The following is a 24073-nucleotide window of genomic DNA, read 5'->3' on the forward strand; positions in this document are numbered from 1 at the left end:
CATCGTCGCTGCCGGTGACAGCAATCGGTCGGCCGTCAACCATCACCGTCGTCACCGCGTTCACTGCGTCGGTGTGGCCGGTCAGGGGTTCGCCGATGGGCTGGCCGGTGGTCAGGTCCCACACCCGTACCGTCTCATCGTCGCTGCCGGTGACAGCAATCGGTCGGCCGTCAACCATCACCGTCGTCACCGCGTTCACTGCGTCGGTGTGGCCGGTCAGGGGTTCGCCGACGGGCTGGCCGGTGGCCAGGTCCCGTACCCGCACCGTGCCGTCCCAGTCGCCGGTGACAGCGACCGGTCGGCCTTCCACCACCGCCGTTGTCACCGCCCCCACCCCGTCGGTGTGGCCGGTCAGGGGCTCGCCGACGGGCCGGCCCGTGGCCAGGTCCCATACCCGCACCGTCCCATCGTCGCTGCTGGTGAGGGCGACCGGGCGACCGCCCACCACCGCCGTCGCCACCGCCCCCACCCCGCCGGTGTGGCCGGTCAGGGGCTCACCGATGGGCCGGCCGGTGGCCAGGTCCCATACCCGCACCGTGCGGTCATAGCCGCCGGTGACAGCAATCGGTCGCCCGTCCACCACCGCCGCCTCCAGCGCCCACACCGGGCCGGTGTGGCCTTCCAAGGGTTCGCCGATGGGCCTGCCGGTGGTCAGGTCCCACACCCGTACCGTGGCATCGGTGCTGCCGGTGACAGCAATCGGTCGGCCGTCGACCACCACCGTCGCCACCGCGTTCACCTCGTCGGTGTGGCCAGTGAACATGTGCCGGAGCCGCGGGACAGCCATGCCACCCGTGGCCCAGTCCACCCCCCACCGCGCCGCAGGCTCCCCCTCCACCGGCACCGCCGTAATCCGCTCCGCCAACCCGCGATCGCCATACCGGGCCGCGTCCAACGCCAGCAACTGCCGCCGCACCCCCGCGCCGACGGCCCGGTGCAGATGCGCCGATGCCCGGTACACCGCCGCCGCCAGCGCCTCCTCTCGACCCACCGCACCGTCCAACGCGGACAGGACCCGCCCCGGATCGGTGTTCACCAGCCACCCCACATCGGTCAACTGCCCGCCCGCCACGACACCTTCACGGTACGGGCCACTGCTTTGGAGATCGTCAGACATGTCCGGCACGGTAACCGCCCCCACCGACACCAACCCACCCCCAAGCACACACCAGGAACGAAATTGCGTACTTCTGCGCACGCCCAACGAGCAATCCCGACCTGACGCCCGGGCAAAGTACACGTCTATGCAGACCCCACATCCACCCGAGAACGATCACGGTGAGTAACAACTGCTGGACTGCGGCACGGCCCTGACCGATCCCCCGACCCGCACCTATTCGCGCAAGTTCTAAGTCGTGAGTTCCGCCCCGGAGCTCCCACTGACGGGCATTCCACACACTCGAATCCTGGCGGAGTTGCGCGCCTAGCTCTCCCCCGTCGCATCTTGAATGCAGCCGCTCCGGCTGATGATCTGCCGCCAGACATCCAGACCCCCGCGCCCAACGGCCGGGGGTCTCCCTCTTCCCACCACTGCGCACCTCGGTTCCGTGCGCCCGAACACTGGAGACCTCTCATGGGGTGCCGGTAAGAACGGTGTCACCAGCCGCAAACGGCGGAGCTACTCGCACTGACTTCGCGGGTCGGGGAATGCCAGCCAGTCATATCCCGACGGCGCTGCTGGCCGGGCTCTTCCCACCACCGCCGCGTACCTGGTAGACGCCCGGACTCACCTCGTCGGAGTGCTCGGCAACATCCGATGCCAGGTTGGCAGGCCACATCGTTTCCAGGTCCCAGATTGCCCTTACTGGAAGACGCATGCCTCTGGCACCCGTAAGCATCGCGCCGGTCAGGTCCGCTTCGGTCAGGTTCGCGAAGCTCAGGCCCGCGCGGCGCAGGTTCGCGCCGGTCAGGTTCGCGAAGCTCAGGTTCGCGCCGGTCAGGTTCGCGGCGGTCAGGTCCGCGAAGCTCAGGTTCGCGCCGCTCAGGTCCGCGCCGCTCAGGTCCGCGCCGGTCAGGTCCGCGCGGGTCAGGTCCGCGAAGCTCAGGCCCGCGCGGCGCAGGTTTGCGTCGGTCAGGTCCGCGCCGGTCAGGTCCGCGCCGGTCAGGATCGCCCCGGTCAGGATCGCGTGGCGCAGGTTCAGCTGACCCGCACCGGAAGGGTGTTCCCGGGGCTGGCTGAGGTCAGCGGCCTCAGGGACTGGTTCGCTGGGGGTTTCCTTGGAGTGCCGGATGATGGCCTCGGCGGTGGACTCGATAGCCAAGGCCGGGGCGTCGGGACAGGCGAGGTAGAGCAGTCCACGCAGGCGGCCTGCGTGCTCGGCGCGTTCGTAGTCCGTCATGTCGTCTCCAGCGTAGGCCGGGGGCTCACAGTTGGGGCCTGGCGCCTGACACAGATGGGACAGCGGTAGTCGGGCAGGTTGCTGACTGACAGAAGGAAGTGGATGGCCTCGTTCTCTGCCCGCCGCACGGTGGCTGCTGCACTGTTCTGTGGGGGTACCGCTCCCATGATGGTTTCGATCAGGAGGGTGAAGTGCTGCTCTGCCTGGTCCCAGTCCGGTCCAGGGTCCCGGTTGTTGAAGGGGTGACGGGCGCCGAACGCCAGGACTGCGGTCTTGACGGCCTCGCTGCCCTGTTTGTGCACGTCATGCAGGGTGATCACGAGCCGTCTCCGGAGGCCGGTGGCGGGCTGGGGGGGTGCTGCCAGACTGCGTAGTTCGCTGAGTACGTCGCTCAGGTCGCGCGCGTGGTGGGCGTTGATCTGCTCGGTGATGACGTAGCCCGCGGCGGCTCCAACGATGGCGGGCATCACAGCCCAGCCGATCAGGGACAGTGGCCAGGCGCACCACTGGGGACGGACGCCGGCGGGCGAGGTGATGCCGAGCATTACGTCGTAGGCGTTCGCCCAGCCGGTCAAGAACCCGTTCAGCACGTACAGCACGCCGCATACCGCCAGCACCACGGCGCCGCGGCTGAGCAGCCAGAACCCGAACCGGGGCAGAGCATGCCGGTCGGCCCAGCGAGCCCGTAGCCGCTGCCGCCGCCGCGGCGGCGGCGGGGGCCCGTCAGGCGGAGGCGCAGTTGCGGAGGACACAATCACCCACGGTAGGTGCCACGTCGTCTCCCGGACAGGTGAACGCCGACCTTCATCACAGTGGCTTTGTTCACGCAACGTATGACGGCGTGGCCTGGCTGTCGGGGCAGCAGATCAACAATTCACTGTGATCCGCGAAGCGGCGCCCGTAGGGTCCGGGCATGACGGATGAGAACGAGCGGGCCGTGCAAGCAGCTATCGATGGGGAGATGCGCCTACTCGATCCCGAGGTGCGTGCTTCCTCGTCCCGTGTTCTGGAGCTTCTGGATCCGGAGTTCACCGAGATCGGGGCTTCTGGACGCTGGTGGAACATGGACTCGGTGCTCTCCGTGACTGGTGACAGGTCAGTGACTCCGGAGTCTCCGGTCAAGGTCAGCGAGATGACCGGAGTCGTCCTTGCTCCGGGGCTCGTCCATCTGACGTTCTTCACCGACCACGAGGGCCGTCGGGCTCGGAGGAGCTCGTTGTGGCGCCTGACGGACACGGGCTGGCGGATGTACTTCCATCAGGGCACTTTGGCCGCCTGAGTAGATTGTCCTGCCGCCCGTGAGGGCGGCAGGACCAGCGGGCTGGAACCGTTGTGTGTGAGCTGGCCTTGGCGGGGCTACGTGATCGTTTGCGGCCGGTGACACGGTTCTTACCGGCACCCCCTGAGGCCCGCGAGTTCACGGAAACTGAAGGGCTTTTCGCGGGAACCCGAGGATGGATTGTCGTGTTCTCGTGGGTTCGGCCTTCGGGTTCAGGCGAACACGCGGGGTGGGTGCCGAGTGGGCCCGCCCCTGGGTGCCTTCCCTGGGAACGGTGCTGACACCGTAGGAGTCATGAGAGCAGAAGGAACGACACCGGAACCGGAAACCTCTATGCAGAGTGGCCTCACGTCTCTGGGTGAGGTGGCGTGCCGTTATCAGGCGGATGAGATACGCCCGGAGGATCTGCCGATGATCGCTGCTGAGGCGCTCGCGGCTGGGCTGGACACCCCGACGCTGTGCGAGCTCGCCGGTTGGCCTCGCAACGCGGATGCCCGCGATATTCGCGACGCGTTCGAGCAGGCACTTGCCGAGTCCGGGATCGGGTTGCCGGATCGAGGCCTGGCACGGCGCCACGCTCTGCGCCGGATGGCGGCGAGACTCATCGATGGAGAGATAACTCCCGCTGATCTGGCGACGGATGACTGGTGGGAGACGGAGGTCGAGACCGCGGCGGAGCAATCGTTCGTGGCGCTGATCCCGCAATGCGATTGCTGCATTGAGTACACGTTGGGGCTTGACCAGCAGACGTGGGCGGCCCAGCTGCGGAGCGCTGCCCTCGCCCTGACATCGTCTCCGCCGATCGGCCCCGGATGCTGACTCTGCCCGGCGTGCTCACCCTCGGCGAAGGCGTGGATCGGTCAAGCAGACTTCAGTGAAGTGGCTGTTCAGCGGCCTGGTCCAGCAGCGCCCGTGCGGAGTTCGCGTAGCGGATCGCGGTCTTCTCGTCCAGGCCGAAGACCTCGGCGAGGTGGAGCGGGTCGGGGCCATGGGCGAGTGCTTCCTCAAGCTGTCGGTCAACACGGAGTTGTTCCAGGGTGGCGGCCTGGCCGCGAAGCGGTGCGGTCAGGGACACACCGCTGACCGGGGCGGTGCCCAAGGCGGTGAACTTGTTGATCAGCAGGTGCGGGTTGGATGTGTCTGGCCAGCGGCGGCGCCGGTAGTCCAGCCACTCGCGGGCGACATGCAGTGTCAGTTCATCCAGAGGCCGGACACGGCCGTCGATCACGAGTTTGCGGTTGCCGATGTCGAGGTCGCCCAGCTGGAGGCGCCGGATCGCACCGGATCGTGCGGCATGTACTGCGGCGAGCACGAAAATCAGACGGTCGGCTGGCTTGGCGACCGCGTCAATGGAAGCGTTGACGTGCTCGGGCTCCAGAGGCTGGAGGATGCCGTATTCGTGCTGGCCGACGCGGATGCGGCTGGTCGGATTCTTGAAGATGGTGCCGCTCTTCTTCGTCCGGCCGAACAGCGACCGCAGCACGATGAGCGTGTGCCGTCGCTGACTGCCGTGGAGGGCACCGAGCTGAGTAAGGACGTCGTCGCGTGTCACCTCGCGCAGGTGGTCGTGCTGGGCTGACCACTCCAGCAGGACGGGACGGATGCGGTTGAGGTAGCCCCAGACCGTGGCCTCGTCGCGTGGCTGGGACCTGGGGCCACCGTCGTGCAGGAGGCGGGCCCAGTGCTCCACGTCGCGGCGGATTCCGGGGGCGATGCCGTCGAGCTTGTGCTCCAGCCACTGTTCGAACGACGGCGTCCGGTCGTCTTGGAAAACGCCGATGTCGGCGAGTACTTCCACTGTGCGTTGGACGCTGAGCCCGCGGGATCGCAGGGCCGGGAAGATCTCGGAGTGCCGCACGACTTCGCCGTTGACATGGCCGGACAGGACGATGACCAGGGCTCGGCCGACGTCGAGGCGGACACGGCGAAGCCAGCCGTGCGCTTCGCCGAGACGATGTGCGGTATGCCGGGCCCAGGCCAGCCACGGGTTGTCGAGCCGGGCATGTTCCTGGCGATTGAACCGGGTGAAATCTCGGCGGGCCTCGAACAGCGGCGGCTGGAGCCAACCGGAGACCGGCCGGTGGGCGGGGGTCGGGTCGGGGTGGCGCGGGCGACCCCGGCGTCGTCCCTGCTTGCCTCTGGGAGGGCCGGGCTGACGCGGACGGTGGAGGTTGGTGAAAAACAGTTGATGATGCTGCACCTTCTCCAAGTAGGGCTCCAAGACGGTGACTTGGCCCTTGGCGTCCTGGCTTGCCTGATGCCAGCACAGACGGCAGTACCCCTTCTTCAACCGCACGATTCGTCGGCAGCCGCTGCAGTCGGCGGGCTCCTCGTTGCGGCGAAAGCTCGCGCAGGCGCCGCAGGCGCGGCCGGGCAGCACGCCCCAGCCGAAGCAGGTCGGGCAACTGGCTGGCGGTTTGCACTTGCCCGCCGGCAGAACGTAGGCCATCACATCGGTGGCAGAGACCGGCCGTCACAGCGACGCGGCACCACCACCGGGGCCGGGCCACCCGCAACGGCGGCCTGCTGGCCGGTCTCCTCGCCGGGGCGTCGGACTTTCTCCGGCTCGGGGATCAGTAGATCGCTGATCTCGCAGCCGAGGGCGACGCAAATGACGTCCAGATCCTCCAGCTTAAGTGAGACGGGCTGGCCGGACCACAGTCCGGACATCTTCCCGGCCGAGATCACCAGGCCGTGCTCGGCCAGGCTCCGTTGGAGCTCGGATGCCTTCCAGATACCCTTGTTCGCGGCCGTCAGCCGCAGGTTCCACCTCATCGGATCAGCCCTTCCAGCCGCTTCGCGGCCCGCTCGGTCCCGGCGACCCAGGCGTCCTCGACCCGGGTCTGCTGGACGTGGACGTATCGCATCGTTGTGGCAATCCAGGAATGCCCCAGAACCTCTTGAATTGCGAGCAGGCCCAGCCCGTTTCCATAGAGTTGGGACGCGCAGAAATGCCGCAGGACATGCGGCGTCAGTTTCTCGGACCACCCCGGCAGATGTACTTTCGCGGCGTCCTTGAGCCCGCAGCGCAGGGCGTCGTCGCCGACCCGACGTGAGGAGCCGTCGGCGTTCTTGCGCTCGGAGGGAAACAGCGGGGCACCAGGGCGGGTGTGGTCGTCGTCGAACTGACCCCAGACGTCCTCGATGAACCACCGCAGTGTCCTGTCGGCACCGTTGATCAGCGGGACCATCCGCTCGCGCGGGCCTGAGCCGCGGGCGCCCTTGCCGTGGCGGACGTGGAGCTTGCCGAAGCGGCCCAGGTTCCACTTGATGTCGTCCAGGTCGAGTTTGCATGCCTCGCTCACCCGCAGGCCGACCTGGGACAGCAGCTTCGAGGCGGTGTAGTTCCTGGCGGCAGGGGCGAACTTGCGGCAGGTGGCCAGCTCGCCGCCCCAGCCGGTGAACAGCGTCCCGATCTCCGGCTCGGTCGGCGGGATACGCAACTGGGCGTCCTTCGCCCCGCGCGGCCGGTTCATCTCGTCGATCGGGCACTCGACAACCCGGCCGGTCATCCGGTGGATCTCGACCTTGTGCCGCAGCTCCAGGAACATGAAGTACGTCGTCAGCGCCTGCGACCGGGCCAGCCGGGTGCCGCTGGGCGAATTCCGCAGGACCCTCCCGAAGTACGTGTCCGCGTCAGCGGGCTCCATGTCCCACAGGGGTCGGCCGAACCACGTCCTGATCTGGTCCAGGTGCCCGACGTCCCCGCGGATGGTGCCGTCCGCCAGGCCAGCCGAGGCCCGCGCGAGAACGAACCCGGACAGCGCGTCGGTCTCAAATCGCTCCAGATCCTCCGCCGACGCGGGCGCCCAGTGCTCACGTAGGTCCCGTACGACTGCCAGCGCCACCAACCCGAGCCTCCTCGCCTTCGACCCGACTGCGAATCGGTCGGACGAGATGAGAACGCTTCAGGAATCCCGAAGTTACGTCACAAGGCCGCAGAGCACACGAAGGAGGAAGAACGCCCTGGCCACAGGGACAAAGACTCAGCGGGGCTCAGGGGAACTCGCGGGATGTCGCACACATGGACGCCACCACGATCACCCTGGCTCTCGGACTCGCTCTCGTCCCTGTGTGCGCCGCCGTCGTCTGCGTCGTCGCCATCTGCCGCGCCCGTCGGTCTGATGTCGTCGCCGTCGTGCGTGCCCTTCCCGGGCTTGCCGCCGCTCTGCTGCGCCGGCGCCCGTGACACCGACAGTGCCGCCCGAGGAGCGTACTTCCCGCGCCCCGGGCGGCATCGGGACCGTAGGGCCCCGCCTTGCGTCTCCACATGGGCGCTCGAACGGCGAGGGCCCGCGCCTCCGTGAGGCGCCGGATTCGGCCGAGGCCAGGTGCGCGGTTCGGGGATGCGTCTCGGCCGTCAGCCGTCGACGCTGGGAGCATGAGGGCTACATGGTCCGGCGTCATCCGGTTCGGGATGGTCGCGCTGCCCGTCCAGCTGTTCGCCGCCACCGAAGAGCACCGGGTGCGGCTCCACGAGATTCATACCGCCGACTCCGGCCGGGTCGAGCACCGGCGCTTCTGCCGGGTCGAGGGCCGGGAAATCCCGTACGAGGAAGTCGGACGGGGCTTCGCGATGCCCGACGGCAATGTGGTGCCGCTGACGGATGAGGATCTGGCCCGCCTTCCGCTGCCGACCAAGCGTGTCATCGAGGTACTCGGCTTCGTCCCGGGCCAGGACATCGACCCCATCAGCTACGACAAGCCGTACTTCGCGGGGCCAAACGGCCCCGGGGCCGACCGACCGTACGCCCTGCTCGTCGAAGCCCTCGCCCGAACCGGATTCGTGGCCGTTTCCAAGATCACCATCAGGAGCCGGGAACGCCTGGCACTGCTGCGTCCACGGCACGGAGTGCTCGTTGTCCAGACCCTGCTCTGGGCCGACGAGCTGCGTGACCCCGGTGATCTCGCCCCGTCCTCGCCCATCACAGACCGCGAACTCGAACTCGCTGAGACGTTGATCGGATCACTGCCCGGCATCGAGGAGAGCGAGCTGCAGGATCGGTACGGGCACGCCCTGGAGCAGCTGGTCACGGCGAAACTCAGCGGCGGCGAACTGGCCAGGCCTGGAGTGCCGGCCGCACCGGTGGATCTATTGGCGGCGCTGGAGGAGAGCGTCCAGGCCGCCCGTGCGAAGCGACGGGATTGAGCACGTAGCGGCCCGGAACTCAGTCCGGCGCCGCAGCGCCCTCGGACCCAGGGCGGCGGATACCAGGGCGGCGGATATCTGCATACAGTCTCGCCGTCACCCCAGGCTCGCCAGGGACACGGTGAACCCGGCCACCGCCCGACGTTGCCCAGCGCCGACCGAGCGCATCGATCGCGGCCTGGACGGTCTCTTCGTCCGCCGCGGTGAGGTCAACGACCAGCAGGCCCGGTTCCGAGACGTGAAAAGGGTCAATCTGTTCCATGACTGGGCCCACGCTCCAACGGCAGCAGGCAGTTCGCTGCTGGTTGCAGTTCCACCCGTACGAGTACTCCAGAGGCAGGTGGGGGGGCGCAACCGACCGATTCCGCCCCCCGGCTGGATGGATCTTTCTCGATGGAAGCTCCGGTCCGTACGGCTGGCCAGCTGCTCGCTGTTCGGGGTGACGGCCGGCGACAGACGAACCCCAAGATCAACTACTGGCGGCTTCTGGGCTCACCTCGGCGTCACCCCTGCTCCGGTCGACGGGGCAGCCGGCGGATTCGCCTCAAGGGGTGGTTTGGCCACATTGCGCGATACCGGCTGTTCGGTGCGGTCGTTCCCACGACTGCACCGAACAGCAACGGAGGAAACGTGTTCCAGAACAGGAAGCGGCGCGCGGCGGGGTGTCACCGGGGCCAAGTACAGCGTTCCTGCCAACCGTCGCCGGGGAAGGTCAGCAGCCAGTCCAGGATCCACCGACTCGGCCTATGCCGGACAGCTCGTGACCTGGGCGAAGAAGTATCTGAACCTCACGGTCAAGACCGTCAGCCGGCCCAAGGACGCGAAGGGGTTCGTCGTCCTTCCCCGGCGCTGGGCGGTCGAGAGGTCCCACGCCTGGATCATGCACGCCCGCCGGCACGCCCGGGACTACGAACGCCTCATCCAAGACTCGGAATCGCTGATCACCTGGGCCGCGATCACCATCATGACCAGGCGCATCACCCAGCGGCAGTCCCGGCGGAAGGGCCAGCCGGAGCCCCGCGAAGCCCAGCAGGATTGATCGTTCTCACGGTCACGGCCACCACCCAGGTCCGGGCCAGCCGGGCGAACCCGGCCCGGACGTCACAACTCTCCCACGGCCTGGACCTGGCTCGTCAGCGGATTCGCCAGCGCAGACCCGGTGCTCGGCCTCGGTACTGATGGAACCGTGGTTGGCGGTGAGATCGATCATGGGTGGCGCCGGGCCCGCGCGGTTGGCCGGACTTCAAGGCCTCCGGGGAGGAACGGTCACCGCCCATGCGACTGATGCCCCCAGGCTGGCGCCGCGCTGACCTGCCGTCAGAGAGCGTGCGCGAAGAACCCTCCTGACCGTCGGCCTTCCAGACACAAACTGGATCGGAAGGCCGACGTCAACCAGGCCTGAATTCGCCTCAGCGTTAATCAGTGCCGAGCCCGCGACAGGACGGTGATCTACCAGGAGGAGTCACCGGCGTTCAGACGCCACATCCGGTCGTCGCTGGGGTACGCGGTGTCCAGGTGGAGCGTGTCCCAGCTGCCGTCGTTGTAGCGGTTGAGGGCGAGCGCCAGGTTGGTGTTCACCTTCGGCTCCCACAGCCACCAACGGGAGTTGTTGTCGTACTCCGGCCGCATCACCCAACGCTGAAGATCGGACCCGTCACAGGTACGGACCACGACCGTGGTGCCGCGAACGGGGGACGCGCTGGAGGGCTGGAGGCACTTGTTCGCCGCCCTGTTCTTGAACGTCACGGTGAACATGCCGTTTTCCCAGTCGCCGTTGACCTCGTCCCACACCCGGCTCTGGTAGTTCCAGGCCGGGTCGCGCAGAGTGATGGCGGCCGTGTTCTCAGCGGTCGAGTCGCCGTTAAGCGTCAGCCGGCTGCCGTCCATCTTGTTGATCAGCCGCTGATCGGTCCGGTTGGAGGCAGCAGCGGCCTGACCCGTCGCTGCGGTCCCCACGATCGCTACAGCGGCGGCTGTGCAAGCAACGGCGCGGATCCATCGAGTGGTGAACATGGCTCTCCTACAGGACTAGTCCGGGGCAGGGCAGGCAGAACTTCGCACCCCAACTGATCAAGATCACGTTGATGTTACGCAAGACACCCTCCAGGCTTGGCAGGGGCGGCGAACAAACACCTGAAAGAATGATTCCAAGACGCGCGAGGTGACGAAGCTGATCTATGTTGCCTCGACTCACCGAAGCAACGCGGCCGAACGCGCCCCCACTTGGTGCCGGCACGTTCGCCAGGGGACCAGGTCGCCGTGGACGCGCGTCACTCCGTCGGGGCCAGACACCACTGAGCCCCGCCGGAGGACCGGCGGGGCCGGGGCGTGCCTGGTCGGGCTACTCGGGCTGGTCGATCGTCATCGTGAAGCTCTGCACCATGATCTGCTCGTACTTCGTGTGGCCCTGCTGGTTCAGCTATGTCATCCGAGGGCCGCTGTTCGATTCCTGGCCCGGGCAACACAGGCTCGCCCAGGCGAGCCGACCGAGGAAAACCAGGGCGCGCAGGGGGCCCGGCCTACACGGCCGGGCGCTCCTCGTCATGTCCCGACCGGTCTGGCTGTCGGTTCTCGTAAACAAAGCCACCGGGGCTCCGGGCACCGTCAGGCACTGGCCAGGCGAGGTGCTCAGGCAAACCAAGCAGCGCGGAAACCTTGGCCATCTACCGTGCAAAGTCACGCGGTGCCAGTTCGAGCTGAAAAGTACCAAGTCTCGCTGACATTCTCCGTCTTGCCCCAGGCGCCTTGTTCCGGTTTTCTGCTGGGAAGGGTCCCGCGGTGGCGGAACACGGTGGGCAGCAATGGTGGTGTCGAACACCGGCTTGTCCGAGAGGTCCAGAGAGCCGGTGTGGAAACGCTCCTTCTCCGTGCGGTTCTCAATGCAACGCACGATCTCGCCTTCGAGCAGGCAGTGCCAGGTGATCTCAGCAACAGAGGGCGGCGACGCGGGGAGGGTTTCGCCTCGCTCCTTGACCAGCTTCAGCACAGCATTGAAGGCTTCCTCGTCGCTCAGCACGTGTCCCCCAGCCCTGTCCGCCAAGGCCGCGCGCCTTCAGCTGCGCAGCTGTGCAAGACGTTACCCAAGCCCCACTGGACATGCTGGCCATTCATATGTGAGAACTCCTCACGAGTGACCGGTGAAAGATATCAGAATCCGTGACCGAACGGTGGTGCAAAGTACCGCGAAACTGCTCCGGTGCTGTTGCTCAGCAGTTGCCTTCGGGGAAGGTGGCCAAAATGCAAGCCATGTCACCGGCCAGTCAGCCGAGCCGAACCTCTTCGACGACATCCCACGTGTAGTAGCCCCGGTCGGGGTGCTGGTACTGATTGACGAGGTGGACGCGGTCGACGGTGATGTCCACGCGCGTGGGCCGCAGCGCCCGCAGTGCCCGGTTGAGGTCCCAATCCGGGAAATCGGCCCGCGCATAAGTGAGTGGCGCGTGCGCCCAAAAGCGCAGCTCAGGCGGCCTCAACAAGACGCCGGGTACCTTCTCCATCGCGGTTCGGACGCAGCCCGTTGAGCGCGGCCATCCCGTCTTCTGGATAGACCGCGACCGACACGGCAGTGACAGTCCGCTGGGGACCGTCCCTCACAACGGCCCGAATCCACCTGGACATTCGCCTGATCACCGCCTATGCCGCATGGCTGCCCGACCGGTGGCCGGACAGCGGAACCTGCGAGGCGTGGCGCGAGCGCCACGCCATCGGCCCGACCCACGAGGCCGAGGCCCTGCACCGTGCCTGGCACCTGCGCGAGCCACTGTGGGAGATCTGCACTCCCGGGAACCACGAGCCGACCCACCTCACGTAGGCCCGCACCGAGCGGGAAGGACTCGATTGACTAGTCAGATACGAGTCGATAGGCTCTCCGAGAAAGCTTTGACAGACGGATTAGACGCCACTCGACAGGTGAACGGCACGAGGATAAGCCACTCGCGAGGAATTTACATGCACCGAGAACCGAATCCACTCGATATGCTTACAGATCGCAGATATGCACTGCGGCATTCGGTCAGCAGCCACGGCATATGGCCCCCACATACGGGATCTATGCGGCGGCATCTATGACTTCTGACCCGCAGCAAAGCCGGCAGGCGGAATGCGAACAACCTGAGGATGGCTTCAGTGATTCCGTGCACGAGATGCTCGTTTTGGATCTCGGGCCAGACTTCTACGGCTTCCGAGGCGAGATCGACGACAAGATCGTATGCATGGTGCCGCCTTGGGTACTGCATAACTCTGCCGAGCAGCACACTATGAGGGAACTCGTGAAGCGCCAAGGCGGAAATTGCTCAGCATGCGCCAAGTGCCCCATAGGCAGGCGCGATTAGCAGTCCATGCGAGGCATGGCAGAACTAGGACCGATGTCACCGCCGGGGGCGAGCACGGGGTATACCGCGCCTGTTCCACCCATCATCCCCAAGCCGTCATCACCTCTGAGGTGGTGGCGGCTTCGTCCTGGGCGAAGCCTCCGACTTCATCGCGCGGAAGCCGAAGAACGCATCGGGCGTCGGCGGCCGCAACGCCGTCACCATTCGTCGCCGCGCCGGAGCACCCGGCGGCGATACGCCGGAAGCCAGTTGAGGCACCGCGGATGTCAGCATTTCCCTCCCTGCCGCTCGCCGGCACTGCGCGCGCCAGAACAGACGGCTGGATGCCACGACCCCGTCATCGCGTCCCCTCGGGCCCCCTGTTCGCGGCGTGAGATCCCAGTCGCACACGGCGGGTCTCCAGTGACGCTGGGGAGGACAGACAGCAGGGGCCGGAGAGCAGCACTGGTCTCCGGCCCCTGTGGCGATTTCGTCCAGACTCTCCCCCCTCGGCCAGGCGGGAAACTGGGAAACCGATGGGAAAATGATCACGCAGATCGCTGCAACGTGCTGCGCGAAGATGCGACGAACCACTCGAACCTGCATGCTGCGTTGCAGGTCAGGTGGGGCAACCCCCCCTGACCTGTCACAGCTCAGGGCAGGATGTTGTTCATGGCGCTCAACCTATTCCCGCGCGGGCCCGGGGGCGCCCGTGACCCACGCCGATAATTTAGTGGAATATTCAACCAATGCGCTATGTTCGGGTCAGTGAAGCGTGACCGAGCGCATGGCGCGGTCAGCAGCAGGGCGGGTCCGGCGACGGTCCGTGAAGGAGGAGTCAAGTGAGCGACACCTATTTCGAGTTCGGTACGGCCGCCGAGCGTTGGGACCGTGCGCAGATGTTCTTCGAGGCGAAGGAGTACATGACTGCGGCCCGGATTCTGGAAGGGCTGGTCGAGGAGGCGCCGGAGCAGGTCTCCCCGCGTCTGCTGCTGGCCCGGACCTACTACCACTCGGCGCGGCTCGGCAGGGCCGAGACGGAGCTGCGGGCGGTCCTGGAGCGCGACCCGGTGGAGCCGTACGCCCGGCTGATGCTGGGCCGCACGCTCGAGCGCCAGGGTCGGAGCGCGGAGGCGACCGGTCATCTGCGGATGGCGGCGGCGTTCTCCGGGGACTTCGACTTCGACGGTGACCGGAGGACCGGCGCCTGACGGTCGTGCGGGGTCCCAGCGGTCGTTGAGGGCGTTCGACGGACGGTTCAGCCATTCCGTCAGAAGGGCGCCCTCGACCTGCGCGATTTCCGGGTCGGGCGGCTGTCGCAGCAGTGCGTTCAGCCGGGCCCGGTGGCCGGCACCCGACCCTCGGACGCGGTGACCCACGCGTCGTCCGTGTCGGCGGACGTGCCGGACATGTCCGGGGCGAAGACCGCGGCGTGCACGGCGTCGCGGGCCCACCGCGACATGCTCGCGTCGCCGGAGATCGAGGGGCGGGCGACGGACATCAGCCGCCGTCCCTGACATCGCTGCGCCCAGCTCGCCCGGATCCGCAAGACCGCGCAGGACGCCGTTCCGCTGCCCGGTGGACATCCCTCCCGGACAATCCTGATGCCGTGCACCCGCCCCGCGTGATAGTTCACTCGGTCATGACCTGCCTTGAGACTCCCCGCCTCCTGCTCCGTCTGATGAACGCCTCCGACGCCTTGCAGGTGATGTCCGGCACGCCGGGCGAGGGTGCCCGCTGGGCGCCGGGATACCCGCCCGCCGGCGAGATGGCCGCGGCCGAGCGTTTCCTCGACGCCTGCGCGACGACGGGGGATCCGAGCCCCTTCGGCTCGTACGAGATATGTCGCCGTGAGGACTCCCTTGTGATCGGCGGGATGGGATTCCATGGCGCCCCGGACGAGAACGGGCACGTCACGATCGGCTACGGCCTCGTTCCCTCGGCTCAGGGAAAGGGCTACGCCTCCGAGGCGCTGCGCGCGCTGCTGCGGTTCGCCCGCGAGCAGGGAGTGATCTGTGTGCACGGTGACACCGACCTGGACAACCTCGCGTCGCAGCACGTCATGACAGCCGTCGGCATGCGCCTGGAGAAGGAGGACGCGCGGCTGAAGTACTACCGGATCGATTGGGGCCGGCAGGGCGTGGAGCAGTGAGGACGCGTCCGTCCGTTTCCCGGGTACGGCCACGTCGGGCGGGAGGGCGGAACCCGGAACCCGCCGGGAGGCTCCCGGCGGGTTCCGCCGTCCCGCTGGTGGTGAGTGGTACGCCGGTCAGCCGGCGGTGGCGGCGACCCGGTTCGCCGTACCGTCTCCCGTCGCGACGGTGTCGGCCCTCGGCACGAGAAGCCGTTCCGTCAGGTGGCCGAAGACGAGACCGAAGGTCACCCAGAGGGTGGCCTGTACCGCGAGGGTGGCCAGCCGGAACTCCCAGAGCAGGGTGGCCGGGAAATCCCTTCCGACCTCGTTGAACGAGGGCAGGAACGCGTAGGCGACCCCGATCACGACCGCATAGGCGGCCGATGCGATGACCGTCGCGTTCCAGTTGCCCAGGCGGTGAGCCAGCCGCTTGCCGAGGATGACGGCGGCGACCGCCAGCAGCACGCTGAGGGCGACCATCAGGAAGAACAGGGCCGTGCGGCGGCCGATGGTGTCGGGGTTGCCGACGGCCGGCGGGTTGGCCGGGTACTTCAGGAACGGCACGACGTACACCGCCAGCAGGGCGGCACCCGCGATCAGGGCGGCCGTGGCCCGTGGGCCGAATCGGCCGATCCGGCCGAGGGCGTAGCAGAAGACGAGGGCGGCGATCCCGCCGATCGCCACACCGAAGACGAGTACACCGGTGGCAAGACCCGCGGTGGACTGCACGGTGCGGCTGACGAGTTCCTCACCGCCGCCGTGGTCATGGCCGTGCGACTCCTCGAGGGCGATGGCCGCGTCCACCCGGGACTCGCCGAGCAAGTAGGCGACGACCAGTGCGAGCGCGCCCGCGGCGAGGCCGGCCAGCATGCCGCGGACGAGCAGGGCTCTGACAGATATGGAGTTCATGAGGTCTTCCCCTGGATCGGACGGCGCGTCAGTGGCAGGGGAAACCGAGGAGGTGGCGACCGTCGTGGACCCACTCGTGGACGCCCTCGCCGGAGATGACCGCGGTGGCGCCCTGTTCCGCGCCGACGAAGTACAGCAGTACGAGCATGAGGATGCCGAAGAAGACCGCCCAAGGGGCAATGGACTTCAGGGAGATGGGGGTGATCGCCGGTACGGCGGTGGCGGGGACAGCACTCTGTGCCATGGCAGAACCTCCTGAGGGAACACGCGTCCCGATCGTGGTGCCTGGGACGAAGGTGGCGGGTCTGACTTCCCGTACGGATACGGGTACACAGTGGCGCGACCGTGCCGGATTCTCACCGGACTTCCGTCACACCTTCGTCATGTTCGTCGGACGATACCCCCTGGGAGCGAACAGGGCCACGGTGCCGTCGGCGGGACCGCAACGCCCGCGTGCCAAGGTGGGAGCACGCGAGAGGCCACAGTTCAGGGAGTTGACCGGGCCATGACGGTACAGCTGATGTTGATCTCACCGGCGCTCAACTCCGCGCTGCGCGAGGCCCGCATCGACGACGATGCCCCGCTGGACGCGGCGGGGGCCCGGCGGGCACGTGCCGCCGCCGCGGCGGTGCCACCGGCCGACCGGTATCTGCGCGGGCCGTCCGAACGGTGTGCCGGGACCGCCGACGCGCTGGGGTTGCGCGCCGGACCCGAACCCGCGCTCCGTGGCTGGGACATGGGCCGCTGGAGCGGACGGGGACTGGCCGAGGTGAGCGGCAGCGAGCCGGAAGCGGTGTCGCGTTGGATGACCGATCCGTCGGCGGCTCCGCACGGCGGCGAATCGTTGCTGGAGTTCTGCGCCAGGATCGGCGGCCTGCTGGCGGCACTTGAGCCCGGGGACGGCGAGGAGGGCGGCCCCGTACTGGCGGTCGTCGAGCCCGCCGTGGTGCGGGCGATGGTCGTACGGGCGCTCGCTCTGCCGGCGGAGGCGTTCTGGCGGCTGGATGTCGCCCCGCTCACCTTGACCGGGCTCAGCGGCCGCTCGGGACGGTGGAACCTGCGCTGCGGTCGGCCGCTGTCCCCCGCTCCGCAAAGCCGGCTTCCTCGGTCCGCCACCACGCGCCCGGACAACTGAGGTGCCGGGGGCCGCGGTCAGTGCATCGTCCGATGGCACAGCCGGTTCGCCTTGTCCGCCGGACAGACGCGTCGCGAGAGGGAACCCGGTGGGAATCCGGGACTGCCCCGCAGCGATGAGTGGGAACGACCGCCGTCATGTCCGAGAAAGGCCGCTCCCGGCGTGTGCGACATCCACACCCGCGGGTGCCGAGCACGGCCGAGGCGGTCGCTCCGCTCCGTAAGGGACTCGAAGCGATTCCGCGGCCGAACGGCTATGGGTCAATCCCGGCTGCGGCCTGAAGACGCGGGGCCGGCCCGAAGTGCGCGCCTCGCTGGAGAACCTGGTCTCGGCGGCCGTCGAGGTACGGGCGACGGTGGCCGAAACCGCCCACTGATCCGCCGCGCGGCCCGGGACGGGCGCCCGTCCCGGGCCGCGCACCGTACGCCTCCGTGCAAGAAGTGTGGTCCGTACCAAAGCCTTGACAGGCTCTTGGTTCACTTCTTAAATCGCATACGAACGAAGCCTTCTCCCCCGTTCCCCACACCGAGGGTTGTCATAGACATGACACTCTCGCGAACCGCACGGGAAGGACCCCCCATGAAGTCCCCCCACCTCACCCGACGCCTGCTGGTGTCCGCCCTCTCCGCACTCGCCCTCGTCTCGGCCTCCTCCGGCCCCGCGGCCGGGGCATCCGTCCCCGGACCGCGGGCCGCCACCGCGGCCGGGTCGTTCACCGACGACTTCGACGGCCCCGCGGGTTCCGCCGTCGACGGTGCGAAGTGGCAGATCGAGACCGGCGACAACGTCAACAACCATGAACGGCAGTACTACACGGCCGGGAACGACAACGCGGCACTCGACGGCCAGGGCCATCTGGTCATCACCGCACGCCGGGAGAATCCGAAGAACTACCAGTGCTGGTACGGCACGTGTGAATACACCTCGGCACGGCTGAACACATCGGGCCGGTTCACGCAGAAGTACGGGCATGTCGAAGCCCGGATGAAGGTCCCGCGCGGACAGGGCATGTGGCCCGCCTTCTGGATGCTGGGCGACGACATCGGCCAGGTCGGCTGGCCCGCTTCGGGCGAGATCGACGTCATGGAGAACGTCGGCTTCGAACCGTCCACGGTCCATGGGACCCTGCACGGTCCCGGCTACTCCGGCTCCGGCGGGATCGGCGCCGCGTACACCCTGCCCGGCGGGCAGGCGTTCGCCGACGACTTCCACACCTTCGCCGTCGACTGGGCCCCCGGCTCGGTGACCTGGTCGGTGGACGGCAACGTCTACCAGCGGCGCACACCCGCCGATCTCGGCGGCAACACCTGGGTGTTCGACAAGCCCTTCTTCCTGATCCTCAACCTCGCGGTCGGCGGCTACTGGCCGGGCGACCCCGACGGCGGCACCTCGTTCCCGCAGCAACTCGTCGTCGACCACGTACGGGTCACCACCAGCGATCTCCGGCCGCCGGTCTGACCGCCCCGGCTCGCCCCGCCGGTGGTTCCCGGCCGCGCCGACGGCGGGGCGACCGCCAGGGACGTGCCCCGGCCGACGTACGTGCCGCCACCGCGCGGCGCGTACGTCGGCGTGCCACCCGTGTGCGGGCCGGAGCTCACGCGTCCCGGTACGTCTCCAGCAGGCGCAGCCAGATCTCACTGATCGTCGGATAGGAGGGGACGGCGTGCCACAGCCGGGCGATGGGGACCTCGCCCGCGACCGCGACCGTCGCCGAGTGCAGCAGTTCACCGATGCCGGGTCCGACGAAGGTGACACCCAGCAGGATCTCCCGGTCGAGGTCCACGATCATGCGGGCGCGCCCCCGGTAGCCGTCCGCGTACAGGCCGGAGCCCGCCACGGCGGCGAGGTCGTGGTCGACGGCGCGTACGCGGTGTCCGGCCCGCTCGGCCTCGGCGAGGGTGAGACCGACCGAGGCCGCCTCGGGGTCGGTGAAGACGACCTGGGGGACGGCCGCGTGGTCGGCGGTGGCGGTGTGGGCGCTCCAGCGGTCGGTCTCCAGCAGCGGGTCGCCCGCCGCACGGGCGGCGATCGCGGCGCCCGCGATGCGTGCCTGGTACTTGCCCTGGTGCGTGAGGAGCGCACGGTGGTTGACGTCGCCGACCGCGTAGAGCCAGCTGGTGCCGTCGACACGGCAGCTGTCGTCGACGGTGAGCCACGAGCCGGGTGTCAGGCCCACCGTTTCGAGGCCGAGGTCATCGGTGCGCGGAGCGCGGCCGGTGGCGAAGAGGATCTCGTCGGCCTCGATGCGTTCACCGTCGTCCACCTCCACGAAGACCGGCCCGTCCGGGGCCGTACGCCGTACCGAGGTGGCGGTGACCCCGGTACGGATGTCGGCGCCCGCCTCCCCCAGCGCCCGCGCCACCAGCTCTCCCGCGAAGGGTTCCATCTTCGGCAGGAGTCCCTTGCCGCGGATCAGCATCGTCACGCGGGCACCGAGGGCCTGGTAGACCGTGGCCATCTCGGTCCCGACCACGCCTCCTCCGACGATCACGAGGCGGCCGGGCACCTTCTTGGCGCTCGTCGCCTCCCGGCTGGTCCAGGGACGCGCCCCGTCGACGCCCGGCAGGGCGGGTACGACGGCACGGCTGCCCGTGCAGACGGCGACGGCCTGCCGGGCGGTGAGCCGGTGCTCCGTGCCGTCGGGGGCGGTGACGGAGACGGCTTTCTCGCCGGTGAGCCGGCCCCGGCCGCGGTAGAAGTCCGCTCCGGTGCCCTCCAGCCAGGCGACCTGCCCGTCGTCCTTCCAGTGCGAGGCCTGGTCGTCGCGGTGGGCGAGGACCGCCGCCGTCTCCAGCGGTCCCTGCACGGCGTCGCTGAGGCCCGGGACACGGCGGGCGTCCGCGCGGGCGACGACCGGGCGCAACAGGGCCTTGCTCGGCATGCAGGCCCAGTACGAGCACTCGCCGCCGACGAGTTCCGTCTCGACGACCGCCGTGCTCAGTCCGGCGGCCCGCGCCCGGTCGGCGACGTTCTCACCCACCGGACCCGCTCCGATCACCACGACGTCGTACTCGGTATTGAGGGAAGCATCTGTCATGAGGACAGTCTGATCGCGGGTGTGCGCGGTGGCCACATGGGCAGGCGGAATAGCGCAGGTCCGAGCACCGTTGTGCCGGACAGGTCCGAGCCGGTACAGGAAGAGGTAACAGAGCATGAGCACCGTAGAGCTCACCAAGGAAAACTTCGATCAGGTCGTCAGTGACAACGACTTCGTCCTGATCGACTTCTGGGCTTCCTGGTGCGGCCCGTGCCGGCAGTTCGCGCCGGTCTATGACGCGGCTTCGGAGCGCCACGACGACCTGGTCTTCGCCAAGGTCGACACGGAGGCGCAGCAGGAGCTTGCGGCGGCCTTCGAGATCCGTTCCATTCCCACGCTGATGATCGTCCGGGACAATGTGGCCGTGTTCGCACAGCCCGGCGCGTTGCCGGAGGCCGCGCTGGAGGACGTCATCGGGCAGGCCAGGAAACTGGACATGGACGAGGTCCGCAAGTCCATCGAGAAGCAGCAGAAGGAGCAGAAGTAGGCTCCGCGCGCAGAAGCGCGGGTGAGGGGCCCGGTCGACTGCCGGGCCCCTTTCCACGGCCGGAAGCGGCCCGGTCAGCCGTCCGCGTCGATCTCGGCGTCGTCCCGGTCGTTCTTCCCGGCGCCCTGCTCCTTGATCCGGACCGAGAGGCCGAGGTCCAGCTCGGCACCGTCGACCAGCAGGGCCTCGACGGTGTGGGTCGTCGTGTCGATGTCCGCCACGATGCCTTCGCCCGCATACCGGGGGTAGCCCGATGCCCCTGTCTCTCCGGTCGCCGCCACGACCGCCGAACGGATGGCGCCGCCGGGCTCGACGGCGTCGGTGGTGTCCTCGGCGAATTCGGGGACCAGCAGGATCTCGTAACTCTGCGGATGGCTCATGGTTCTGACGCTAAGGGATGCCCCGTAATCCGCGGTGGATCAGCACGCGGCGTCGGATGCGGTGCATCGCAAGGCGGAGAGGCGTCCGCATACTGGATGTATGTGGACGTTCCGACAACGCGGCGAGGTGCCGTAGCTGCCGTCGCATGCCCGCCGGGGATCACGGGACAGCCCTCAGGCAAGCAGCGCGTGGTGCGCACGTTGCCGCTCCGTGCGGATCCGGCTCCTCAGCTGGACTCGCGGTGGACGGCTCCGGCCCGCAACAGGTCGTAACGCGCAGGGGCGCCGCCGGGGTGCCGCACGAGGCGGTCCACGAGGTCCGCGAGCGGCTCCGCCGTGGCCAGCTCCATCCGCACGGTGCTGAGCCGGGGCCTCAGCAGTCTGCCGAGCATCAGGTCCTCGGCACCGACCACGGCCGCCTCGCGGGGCACCTCGACACCCGTGTCCTGAAGGGCCCGCATCAGAAGCATCGCGTACTCGTCGTTGTACGCGAACACGGCGTCGAGACCCAGGGTGCGCCAGCGGGCGGCCAGTCGGGCGGCGGACTCCTCCTCGTACCGCAGCGGCAGCGGTTCGATACGGGCTCCGTGGCTCCGTGCCGCCTGTCGGGCCCCGGCCAGCCGGGGTTCGGCGAACAGGCCGAGGCCGGATTCCTCCGGCATGACCACGCCGATGCGACGCCTGCCGCGCTCCAGCAGATGTCCGATCGCCCGGACGCCGACCTCCCGCTGGTCCATGACCAGCGCGTGCGCACCGTCCACCGGCCGCGGGCCGAGCGTGATGACGGCCTTGGCCCCCGATCGCCTGAGCACCGCTATGCCTTGCGGGGTCAGGGCGATCGTGCCGGGCACGATGACGGCGACGGGGCGGAGTTCGGCCCAGACGCGGGGCGCGTCGTCGGCGTCCAGACTCGTACTGCCGTACTGCACCACGGTGTAGTCCAGGCGCCGCAGCCCTGATTCCAGCTCGTGGAAGAAGTGCTGCTGGAGCGGCCCGGCGGGGAGGTTCACGGTGGGCAGCAGCACCATGCGGGTGTGCCCGGCGCGCAGGCTGCGGGCCGCCGCGTGCGGTACGTAGCCGAGCTCGGTGGCCGCCGCCCTGACCCGGCGGCGGGTGGTCTCGCTGATCCGTACGGTCGCGTTGTTGTTCAGGACGTACGACACGGTGGCCCGCGAGACCCCGGCGAGCCGTGCCACATCGGCACTGGTCGGAACGGGGCCTTCGGTGGGCTGCTTCGGTAACTGGCTCATGGCGTCGGGCAGTCTTCCAGACGCGTGCCCCATGGGTGCGCCCCGGGGCACGGATGACCTCTTGACGACGGGGCGGAGCGGGGCGGAGTCCTGCCGGACCGGCCCGCCGGCCCTCGGCGCACGGGCGGTGCTTCCCGGTGACGGGCGATCAGCGCGGCGGTGGTGACGGTGCGTCGGCGCGGGCGGGGCTTCCGCCGATCACGGCGGTCCGGGCCCGGCGTCCGCACCCCGGACCCGCTCCGGGGATCGGGCCGTGCGGGTCCTACGGTGGGGGCATGACCCTTCAGCACCGTGACGACAGCACCGACGGTACGGCCGAGTTCCCCGGCCCGACGGCGACGTGTGAGGCCGAGCCGCACGAGGTGGGCCCGGTCCGCACCTCGTACGCCCCCGACCGGGACGGCGATCCCGACCCCGGCGAGATCGTCTGGACATGGGTCCCGTTCGAGGAGAACGACGGGCGCGGCAAGGACCGCCCCGTGCTGGTCGTGGCCCGCGAGGCGGCGGGCACTGTGCTCGCCGTACAGCTGTCGAGCAAGCAGCACGACCGGGACCGCGAGTGGGTGGCGCTCGGGGCCGGACCGTGGGACAGCTCGGGCCGCCCGTCCTGGGCCGATCTGGACCGGGTGCTGCGGGTGCACGAGGACGGGATGCGGCGTGAGGCGTGTGCGCTGGACCGGAACCGGTTCGATCTGGTCGCCGACCGCCTGCGGGAGCGCTACGGCTGGCACTGACCGCCGAACGTCCGCGTGAAGGCGGACCGGGTGGCGGATTCGGGGCTGCGGTCGAGGATGCCGAAGACGATCTGCTCGAAGTGCCCGTCGAACCGGCCGCCGTCGAGGAGCAACGCTCTGAACGCACCGGCCACCTGCGCCGGATCGTTGCGGAACACACCGCACCCCCAGGCGCCCAGCACCAGTCTGCGGTACCCGCGCACGGCCGCGACCTCCAGCACCCGTTCGGCCCGGGAGGCGAGCGCGGCGGGGATGCGGTGGGCCTCCTCGGGGGTGCGGCTGCGGATGACCCCGGCGTTGGGCGCCGGGGAGGTGAGGAAGCCCGCGGTGTACGGGGTGTCGAGCAGTCGGCCCCGATCGTCGCGGAACACCGGCACACCGGGGGAATGAATCACCCGGTCGGTGTAGAAGGCGCTGCGCTCGGCGCGGTGGTGGGCGTAGTACTCGGGGGCGCGCAGCAGCGTGGCGTACAGGGCCGAACCGCGGCACAGGGCCTCCTCCTGGGCCTGCGCGCCGTTGAGGTATCCGCCTCCGGGATTGCGAGCGGAGGCGTAGTTCAGGACAGCGACCTTGCCCGGCCCTTCGGCGGTCATCCGGCGCGCCGCGCACAGGCTGCTCTCATCGGTGACCTCGACGACCGGGGTGCGGTCGGAGTCGAGCGCCGCGACCGGCACCGGCTCGGGCCCGTACAGCCTGGTCCCCGAGAGCGCGGCGGTCAGCGCGCGCTCGATGCTCACCTCACGCCCCTCCTGCGTACGGTAGCGGCCGGCCGCCACGATGGCCTCGGTCTCTCGCGCGATGCCGCGCAGCCGCGCGCTCATCGGTACTCCCCCGTGTGGTGCATACGGGGCATGCTCGGCGCTCCGGCGGCATGGATGCAACCGAATTTATGACGCACAGGGGCACTCTTGTGCGATCCCCTCGTAAGGG

The 24073-nt window shown here is 68.8% G+C and carries 27 protein-coding genes, 2 pseudogenes and 2 riboswitches; of the genes and pseudogenes, 13 read left to right on the forward strand and 16 right to left on the reverse strand.

Annotation, left to right across the window (positions count from 1 at the left end; all coding sequences use genetic code 11):
* The 3 genes from ACIQCZ_RS34600 to ACIQCZ_RS34610 form a co-directional block, all read right to left on the reverse strand.
* The coding region (locus tag ACIQCZ_RS34600) for a WD40 repeat domain-containing protein (RefSeq protein WP_402288594.1) at positions 1–1117 on the reverse strand (1117 nt) is incomplete at its 3' end.
* Positions 1118–1658: 541 nt separating this feature from the next.
* Positions 1659–2339 carry a pentapeptide repeat-containing protein gene (locus ACIQCZ_RS34605; protein WP_402288597.1) on the reverse strand — a complete coding sequence of 227 codons (681 nt, stop codon included), beginning with the start codon at positions 2337–2339 and terminating at the stop codon, positions 1659–1661.
* Positions 2336–2959, reverse strand: a complete 624-nt coding sequence (locus ACIQCZ_RS34610; protein ID WP_402288599.1) for a DUF6313 family protein — start codon at positions 2957–2959, stop codon at positions 2336–2338. Before ACIQCZ_RS34610 ends, ACIQCZ_RS34605 begins: the two co-directional genes overlap by 4 nt.
* 293 nt (positions 2960–3252) lie before the next feature.
* On the opposite strand from ACIQCZ_RS34610, the gene ACIQCZ_RS34615 reads away from it, so the two are divergent.
* The gene (locus tag ACIQCZ_RS34615) at positions 3253–3618 is read left to right on the forward strand and encodes a DUF4440 domain-containing protein (protein WP_356090491.1); all 366 of its coding nucleotides are present in this window, start codon (positions 3253–3255) and stop codon (positions 3616–3618) included.
* Positions 3619–3912: 294 nt separating this feature from the next.
* Positions 3913–4437 (forward strand): hypothetical protein, encoded by a 525-nt coding sequence (locus ACIQCZ_RS34620; RefSeq protein ID WP_402288601.1) that lies wholly within the window; start codon positions 3913–3915, stop codon positions 4435–4437.
* A gap of 52 nt (positions 4438–4489) precedes the next feature.
* Here the strand turns inward: ACIQCZ_RS34620 and ACIQCZ_RS34625 are convergent, their stop codons facing one another.
* From ACIQCZ_RS34625 to ACIQCZ_RS34635, 3 genes are read right to left on the reverse strand one after another with little or no spacing between them, the layout of a single operon-like run.
* Positions 4490–6067 carry a hypothetical protein gene (locus ACIQCZ_RS34625; RefSeq protein ID WP_402288603.1) on the reverse strand — a complete coding sequence of 526 codons (1578 nt, stop codon included), beginning with the start codon at positions 6065–6067 and terminating at the stop codon, positions 4490–4492.
* On the reverse strand, positions 6067–6393 hold the full coding sequence (locus ACIQCZ_RS34630; RefSeq protein WP_402288606.1) for a helix-turn-helix domain-containing protein: 327 nt from the start codon (positions 6391–6393) through the stop codon (positions 6067–6069). The genes ACIQCZ_RS34625 and ACIQCZ_RS34630 overlap by 1 nt, the downstream gene beginning before the upstream one ends.
* Positions 6390–7466 carry a tyrosine-type recombinase/integrase gene (locus ACIQCZ_RS34635; RefSeq protein ID WP_402288796.1) on the reverse strand — a complete coding sequence of 359 codons (1077 nt, stop codon included), beginning with the start codon at positions 7464–7466 and terminating at the stop codon, positions 6390–6392. The genes ACIQCZ_RS34630 and ACIQCZ_RS34635 overlap by 4 nt, the downstream gene beginning before the upstream one ends.
* 176 nt (positions 7467–7642) lie before the next feature.
* On the opposite strand from ACIQCZ_RS34635, the gene ACIQCZ_RS34640 reads away from it, so the two are divergent.
* Positions 7643–7807 (forward strand): hypothetical protein, encoded by a 165-nt coding sequence (locus ACIQCZ_RS34640; RefSeq protein WP_402288608.1) that lies wholly within the window; start codon positions 7643–7645, stop codon positions 7805–7807.
* 192 nt (positions 7808–7999) lie between these two features.
* Entirely contained in the window at positions 8000–8767 is a 768-nt protein-coding gene (locus ACIQCZ_RS34645; protein ID WP_402288610.1) for a Ku protein, read from the forward strand.
* A gap of 19 nt (positions 8768–8786) precedes the next feature.
* Here the strand turns inward: ACIQCZ_RS34645 and ACIQCZ_RS34650 are convergent, their stop codons facing one another.
* The gene (locus tag ACIQCZ_RS34650) at positions 8787–9029 is read right to left on the reverse strand and encodes a DUF6207 family protein (protein ID WP_402288613.1); all 243 of its coding nucleotides are present in this window, start codon (positions 9027–9029) and stop codon (positions 8787–8789) included.
* Positions 9030–9503: 474 nt separating this feature from the next.
* On the opposite strand from ACIQCZ_RS34650, the pseudogene ACIQCZ_RS34655 reads away from it, so the two are divergent.
* A pseudogene (locus ACIQCZ_RS34655) lies at positions 9504–9752 on the forward strand (transposase); the annotation flags it as partial.
* A gap of 464 nt (positions 9753–10216) precedes the next feature.
* On the opposite strand, the gene ACIQCZ_RS34660 reads toward ACIQCZ_RS34655, so the two are convergent.
* Both ACIQCZ_RS34660 and ACIQCZ_RS34665 read right to left on the reverse strand, forming a co-directional pair.
* Positions 10217–10780: an RICIN domain-containing protein gene (locus ACIQCZ_RS34660; RefSeq protein WP_402288615.1), complete on the reverse strand. Its 564-nt coding sequence runs from the start codon at positions 10778–10780 to the stop codon at positions 10217–10219.
* A gap of 1247 nt (positions 10781–12027) precedes the next feature.
* Entirely contained in the window at positions 12028–12243 is a 216-nt protein-coding gene (locus ACIQCZ_RS34665; protein ID WP_402288618.1) for a hypothetical protein, read from the reverse strand.
* Positions 12244–12332: 89 nt separating this feature from the next.
* On the opposite strand from ACIQCZ_RS34665, the gene ACIQCZ_RS34670 reads away from it, so the two are divergent.
* Together ACIQCZ_RS34670 and ACIQCZ_RS34675 are read left to right on the forward strand one after the other, a co-directional pair.
* Complete coding sequence (locus ACIQCZ_RS34670; protein WP_402288621.1) at positions 12333–12578, forward strand: hypothetical protein; 246 nt, start codon at positions 12333–12335, stop codon at positions 12576–12578.
* Positions 12579–13919: 1341 nt separating this feature from the next.
* A complete protein-coding gene (locus ACIQCZ_RS34675) occupies positions 13920–14288 on the forward strand; it encodes a tetratricopeptide repeat protein (RefSeq protein WP_351085660.1) in 369 nt (122 codons plus the stop codon).
* 119 nt (positions 14289–14407) lie between these two features.
* On the opposite strand, the gene ACIQCZ_RS34680 is transcribed toward ACIQCZ_RS34675, so the two are convergent.
* Entirely contained in the window at positions 14408–14578 is a 171-nt protein-coding gene (locus ACIQCZ_RS34680; protein ID WP_402288623.1) for a hypothetical protein, read from the reverse strand.
* Positions 14579–14719: 141 nt separating this feature from the next.
* On the opposite strand from ACIQCZ_RS34680, the gene ACIQCZ_RS34685 reads away from it, so the two are divergent.
* Positions 14720–15229, forward strand: coding sequence for a GNAT family N-acetyltransferase (locus ACIQCZ_RS34685; RefSeq protein WP_402288624.1), 510 nt, complete (start codon positions 14720–14722; stop codon positions 15227–15229).
* 117 nt (positions 15230–15346) lie between these two features.
* Here the strand turns inward: ACIQCZ_RS34685 and ACIQCZ_RS34690 are convergent, their stop codons facing one another.
* Complete coding sequence (locus ACIQCZ_RS34690) at positions 15347–16120, reverse strand: CbtA family protein (protein ID WP_402288627.1); 774 nt, start codon at positions 16118–16120, stop codon at positions 15347–15349.
* Between the two features lie 28 nt (positions 16121–16148).
* Positions 16149–16364 carry a CbtB-domain containing protein gene (locus ACIQCZ_RS34695; protein WP_391743742.1) on the reverse strand — a complete coding sequence of 72 codons (216 nt, stop codon included), beginning with the start codon at positions 16362–16364 and terminating at the stop codon, positions 16149–16151.
* A gap of 45 nt (positions 16365–16409) precedes the next feature.
* Positions 16410–16503: riboswitch (adenosylcobalamin (AdoCbl) riboswitch) on the reverse strand.
* A gap of 122 nt (positions 16504–16625) precedes the next feature.
* Between ACIQCZ_RS34695 and ACIQCZ_RS34700 the strand changes: the two genes are divergently transcribed.
* The 3 genes and pseudogenes from ACIQCZ_RS34700 to ACIQCZ_RS34710 all read left to right on the forward strand — a co-directional run bounded on the left by ACIQCZ_RS34700 (position 16626) and on the right by ACIQCZ_RS34710 (position 18713).
* Complete coding sequence (locus ACIQCZ_RS34700) at positions 16626–17255, forward strand: histidine phosphatase family protein (RefSeq protein WP_402288630.1); 630 nt, start codon at positions 16626–16628, stop codon at positions 17253–17255.
* 25 nt (positions 17256–17280) lie between these two features.
* A riboswitch (cobalamin riboswitch) is annotated at positions 17281–17407 on the forward strand.
* Positions 17397–17631: pseudogene (locus ACIQCZ_RS34705) on the forward strand (hypothetical protein); the annotation flags it as partial. (Overlaps the previous riboswitch by 11 nt.)
* 203 nt (positions 17632–17834) lie before the next feature.
* Positions 17835–18713, forward strand: coding sequence for a family 16 glycosylhydrolase (locus tag ACIQCZ_RS34710; protein WP_402288632.1), 879 nt, complete (start codon positions 17835–17837; stop codon positions 18711–18713).
* 136 nt (positions 18714–18849) lie between these two features.
* Here the strand turns inward: ACIQCZ_RS34710 and ACIQCZ_RS34715 are convergent, their stop codons facing one another.
* Complete coding sequence (locus ACIQCZ_RS34715; RefSeq protein ID WP_402288635.1) at positions 18850–20292, reverse strand: dihydrolipoyl dehydrogenase family protein; 1443 nt, start codon at positions 20290–20292, stop codon at positions 18850–18852.
* Positions 20293–20407: 115 nt separating this feature from the next.
* On the opposite strand from ACIQCZ_RS34715, the gene trxA reads away from it, so the two are divergent.
* Positions 20408–20779, forward strand: a complete 372-nt coding sequence (trxA, locus tag ACIQCZ_RS34720; protein ID WP_402288637.1) for a thioredoxin — start codon at positions 20408–20410, stop codon at positions 20777–20779.
* A gap of 74 nt (positions 20780–20853) precedes the next feature.
* Here trxA and ACIQCZ_RS34725 read toward each other — a convergent pair whose 3' ends face one another.
* Complete coding sequence (locus ACIQCZ_RS34725) at positions 20854–21159, reverse strand: hypothetical protein (protein WP_402288640.1); 306 nt, start codon at positions 21157–21159, stop codon at positions 20854–20856.
* A gap of 227 nt (positions 21160–21386) precedes the next feature.
* Positions 21387–22409 carry a LacI family DNA-binding transcriptional regulator gene (locus ACIQCZ_RS34730; RefSeq protein WP_351084375.1) on the reverse strand — a complete coding sequence of 341 codons (1023 nt, stop codon included), beginning with the start codon at positions 22407–22409 and terminating at the stop codon, positions 21387–21389.
* Positions 22410–22684: 275 nt separating this feature from the next.
* Here ACIQCZ_RS34730 and ACIQCZ_RS34735 point away from each other — a divergent pair, with 275 nt between their 5' ends.
* Entirely contained in the window at positions 22685–23143 is a 459-nt protein-coding gene (locus ACIQCZ_RS34735) for a type II toxin-antitoxin system PemK/MazF family toxin (RefSeq protein WP_402288642.1), read from the forward strand.
* Here the strand turns inward: ACIQCZ_RS34735 and ACIQCZ_RS34740 are convergent.
* Positions 23128–23964: a TIGR02452 family protein gene (locus ACIQCZ_RS34740; RefSeq protein WP_402288644.1), complete on the reverse strand. Its 837-nt coding sequence runs from the start codon at positions 23962–23964 to the stop codon at positions 23128–23130. The genes ACIQCZ_RS34735 and ACIQCZ_RS34740 overlap by 16 nt on opposite strands.
* Positions 23965–24073: the final 109 nt, after the last annotated feature.

The sequence above is a fragment of the Streptomyces sp. NPDC093149 genome (genome assembly GCF_044754145.1).
Classification (GTDB): Bacteria; Actinomycetota; Actinomycetes; order Streptomycetales; family Streptomycetaceae; genus Streptomyces.